Source organism: Streptomyces sp. NPDC055078, assembly GCF_053607985.1.
The window spans coordinates 1-3,988 of sequence record NZ_JBSGUP010000723.1 but is presented as its reverse complement, the minus strand read 5'-3'; the positions used below and the strand labels follow the sequence as shown (position 1 = coordinate 3,988).

Here is a 3,988-nt window from a genome sequence, read left to right as displayed (position 1 = left end):
GGCCCGGCTTCCGCGCCCGAGGGCGCGTCGGCGTCCGCGTCGGATCCCGCCCGGGGCCGCACGTCGGACGAATCCGCGCCCGGCGCGTCCGCATTCGCGCCCCCCGTCGGCTCCCCCGACCCACCCCGGGGCTCCTCCGGCTTGAGGTCCGTGGACTTGTCCCGCTGGGGTTCCCGCGACTGCTCCGCCTCCGACATGCGTCCCCTCTGCGATCCCTGATCTTCGCCCGCGCCCGCCGCTCCCGCGCGATGCGGTAACACGCCCTGGCAGAGGCTCCATTGTCCCTCACTCCGGGACAGGTGGTACTCCCGGGTCAGCCGATCACCGGGGCGACCGCGGAAAGGCCGGGACCATCCACCATGCCACCACTCACGGTAAAGCTCACCGCCTGGCTGGTCGAGACGCTGCGAGGGCCGCCGGGGGCGGGATCACAGAGGCACGATGTCAGGTGCCCCCAGCCGCGCCGCGTCCGCCGTCAGATCGTCCGGCTGCCGCTGTGATTCGCGCTCCGCCTCCACCCTCTTCTCGTAGTGCGCCACTTCCTTCTCGATCTGTTCCTTCTCCCACCCCAGCACCGGCGCCATCAACTCCGCGCATTCACGGGCGCTGCGGGTGCCCCGGTCGAAGGTCTCGATCGATATCCGGGTGCGCCGGGTCAGTACGTCGTCGAGATGCCGGGCGCCTTCGTGCGAGGCGGCGTAGACGATCTCGGCCCGCAGATAGTCGTCGGCGGCGCCGAGCGGTTCGCCCAGGGTCGGGTCCTCGGCGATGAGGGCGAGCACCTCCTCCGTCAACGAGCCGTACCTGTTCAGCAGATGTTCCACGCGGACCACATGGAGGCCGGTGCGGGCGGCGATCCTCGCCCGCGCGTTCCACAGCGCGGTGTATCCCTCGGCGCCGACCAGCGGCACGTCCTCGGTGACACAGTCGGCGACCCGCTGGTCGAGGGCGTGCACCGCCTCGTCCACCGCGTCCTTCGCCATCACGCGGTAGGTCGTGTACTTCCCGCCCGCGACGACGACGAGCCCGGGGACGGGATGCGCGACCGTGTGCTCGCGGGAGAGCTTGCTGGTGGCGTCCGACTCGCCCGCGAGCAGCGGCCGGAGCCCTGCGTACACCCCCTGGACGTCGTCGCGGGTGAGCGGGACGGCGAGCACCGAATTGACGTGCTCCAGCAGATAGTCGATATCGGCGCTGGAGGCCGCGGGATGCGCCTTGTCGAGGTCCCAGTCGGTGTCCGTGGTGCCGACGATCCAGTGCCGTCCCCAGGGGATGACGAACAGCACCGACTTCTCGGTCCGCAGGATCAGACCGGTCGTGGAGTGGATGCGGTCCTTGGGCACCACCAGGTGAATGCCCTTGGAGGCGCGCACATGGAACTGGCCGCGCTCCCCGATCAGGGCCTGGGTGTCATCGGTCCACACCCCGGTGGCGTTGACGATCTGTTTGGCGCGGATCTCGTACTCCCCGCCGCCCTCGACGTCCTGGACGCGCGCGCCGACGACCCGCTCGCCCTCGCGCAGAAAGCCGATGACCCGGGCCCGGCTGGCGACCTGGGCCCCATAGCTCGCCGCGGTGCGCACCAGGGTCGCCACATACCGGGCGTCGTCCATCTGGGCGTCGTAGTACTGCAGGGCTCCGACCAGGGCGTCCCGCTTCAGACAGGGCGCGACGCGCAGAGCGTGCCGACGCGACAGATGGCGGTGGACGGGGAGCCCCCTGCCATGGCCGGACGAGACCGACATCGCGTCGTACAGCGCGACGCCCGATCCGGCGTAGACCCGCTCCCAGCCCTTGTGCTGCAACGGGTAGAGGAACGGCACCGGCTTCACCAGATGCGGCGCCAGCCGCTCCAGCAGCAGCCCGCGCTCCTTGAGCGCCTCGCGGACGAGCGCGAAGTCCAGCATCTCCAGATAGCGCAGTCCGCCGTGGATGAGCTTGCTGGAGCGGCTCGATGTGCCCGATGCCCAGTCACGGGCCTCCACCAGTCCGGTGGCGAGCCCTCTCGTCACCGCGTCCAGCGCGGTCCCGGCACCGACCACACCCGCGCCGACCACCAGTACGTCCAGCTCGCGCTCGGCCATGCCGGCGAGTGCCTGTGCGCGCTCCTCGGGTCCCAGTGTCGCTGTCCTCACTGCGTGCCTCCCGTCGCCCCCGTGTACCCCTGGCCGGGTCCGCTGCCCTGCGGCCGGACCCGCGTCTGCCCACGCACCCGTGCGGCCGGGCGTCATGTGCCCGTGTGCCCGAGCGGGCCGGGCCCCATGCGCACGGGCCCCGCACACCCTCTTCGCCAGGTCCCCGGTATGCCGGACCTGTGCGTTTCCACCGTCTGGCCGGGGCCGGGCGGTCGGGCTCACAACATCGATTCTGTCCGCAGTCGCCGACTTCAGCCACCGCCTGTGGATAACACTCGGACAGCCACACCCATGCAATACGGCATATCGGTCATATTTACGCCTAGTCTGACATTGCGCCCGCCCGTTCTGTCCACAGGGCTTGCGCCAACGCTCCCCTCCGGTTATGGGAAGGACGGCCAACGCCATGCCCGCAGATCTCGCCGTCATCGGACTCGGTCACTACGGCCTGCCCCTCGCCCAGGCCGCCGTGTCCGCCGGTATCGAGACCATCGGCTATGACACCGACCCACGGCACCTGAGCGAACCGGCGGCGGGACGCACCCCCGCCGACATCCGCAGGATGGTCTCCGGAGGATTCAGGACCGTGACCGACCCGGCCGAACTCGGCCGGGTCCGCACCGCCGTCCTCTGCGTCCCCACCCCCATCGGCGCCGACGGCAACCTCGACCTCACCGCGCTCGCCGACGCCGCCCGCGCCCTGGCGTCCCGGCTGCGCGCACACACCACCGTGCTGCTCGAATCCGCCGTACAGCCCGGCACCACGGAGACGTTCCTGCGCCCGATCCTGGAGGAGGGCTCCGGGCTGCGCGCGGGCCGCGACTTCCATCTCGCGTACTCCCCCGGCCGGGTCGACCCCGGCAGCCGCACCGACGACTACGCCAACACCCCCAAGGTCATCGGCGGTCTCACCCCCGCCTGCACCGAGTCCGCCGCCGCGTTCTACAACCGCCTCACCGACAAGGTGGTCCGCGCCCGGGGCCCGCGCGAGGCCGAGACCGTCAAGGTCCTGGAAACGAACTTCCGCCACGTCAATATCGCCCTGGTCAACGAGATGGCGGTGCTCTGCCACGACCTCGGCGTCGACCTCTGGGACGTCATCCGCTGCGCCGAGACCAAGCCGTACGGCTTCCACGCCTTCCGCCCCGGGCCCGGAGTCGGCGGCCACGGTGTGCCCCTGGACCCCAGCGTCGTGCCGTACAGCGGCCGCACCCCCGGGCACCCGCTGCGGATGGCGGGCCTCGCGCAGGAGATCAACGCCCGGATGCCCCAGTACGTCATCCAGCGCTGCGCCACCCTCCTCAACGAACACGGCAAGTCGGCGCGCGGCGCACGGGTCCTGCTCCTCGGGGTCACCTACAAGCCGGACCTCGCCGACCTCCAGGGCTCACCCGCCACCGAGATCGCCCGCCGGCTGATGGAGCTGGGGGCGTCCGTCAGCTACCACGACCCGTACATCCCGGCCTGGCGGGTGCACGCACAGCCGGTCCCCCGCGCGGACTCTCTCTACGAGGCCGCCGCGGGCGCCGATCTGACGGTGCTGCTCCAGCACCACCGTACGTACGACCTCCAGGGCCTCGCCGTGAAGGCCCAGCTCCTCCTGGACACCCGGGGCGCCACCCCGGCGGGGGCGGCGCACCGGCTCTGACCAGCGGTCCGGGGGCTCCGGCGGCACAACTCGTTACATCGTTGTCAGATCCGGCTGTTAGTGTCCGGATCCTTCGCTCACCTTTCCGGAGAGCACGTACGTCCAGGGGGACATCCGCCATGAGCCAGCCCGTTCCGCCACCGTCGCCGTCCGGCAACCCGTTCGGGAACCAGGGAGGTTCTCACGGCGCGCAGAACCCTCAGGG

The 3,988-nt window shown here is 71.1% G+C and carries 2 protein-coding genes and 1 pseudogene; 1 reads left to right on the top strand and 2 read right to left on the bottom strand.

Going from position 1 to position 3,988, the window contains the following annotated elements; genetic code table 11:
- Both ACWF94_RS35495 and ACWF94_RS35490 read right to left on the bottom strand, forming a co-directional pair.
- A pseudogene (locus tag ACWF94_RS35495) lies at positions 1-197 on the bottom strand (carbon monoxide dehydrogenase); the annotation flags it as partial.
- Positions 198-428: 231 nt separating this feature from the next.
- On the bottom strand, positions 429-2,135 hold the full coding sequence (locus ACWF94_RS35490) for a glycerol-3-phosphate dehydrogenase/oxidase (RefSeq protein ID WP_453498342.1): 1,707 nt from the start codon (positions 2,133-2,135) through the stop codon (positions 429-431).
- Positions 2,136-2,541: 406 nt separating this feature from the next.
- Here ACWF94_RS35490 and ACWF94_RS35485 point away from each other — a divergent pair, with 406 nt between their 5' ends.
- Positions 2,542-3,783 (top strand): nucleotide sugar dehydrogenase, encoded by a 1,242-nt coding sequence (locus ACWF94_RS35485; RefSeq protein WP_453498339.1) that lies wholly within the window; start codon positions 2,542-2,544, stop codon positions 3,781-3,783.
- Positions 3,784-3,988: the final 205 nt, after the last annotated feature.

Bases quoted from the DNA above. Each gene is read 5' to 3' on its own strand.
- ACWF94_RS35485 (WP_453498339.1), top strand. From the start codon at position 2,542: ATGCCCGCAGATCTCGCCGTCATCGGACTCGGTCACTACGGCCTGCCC.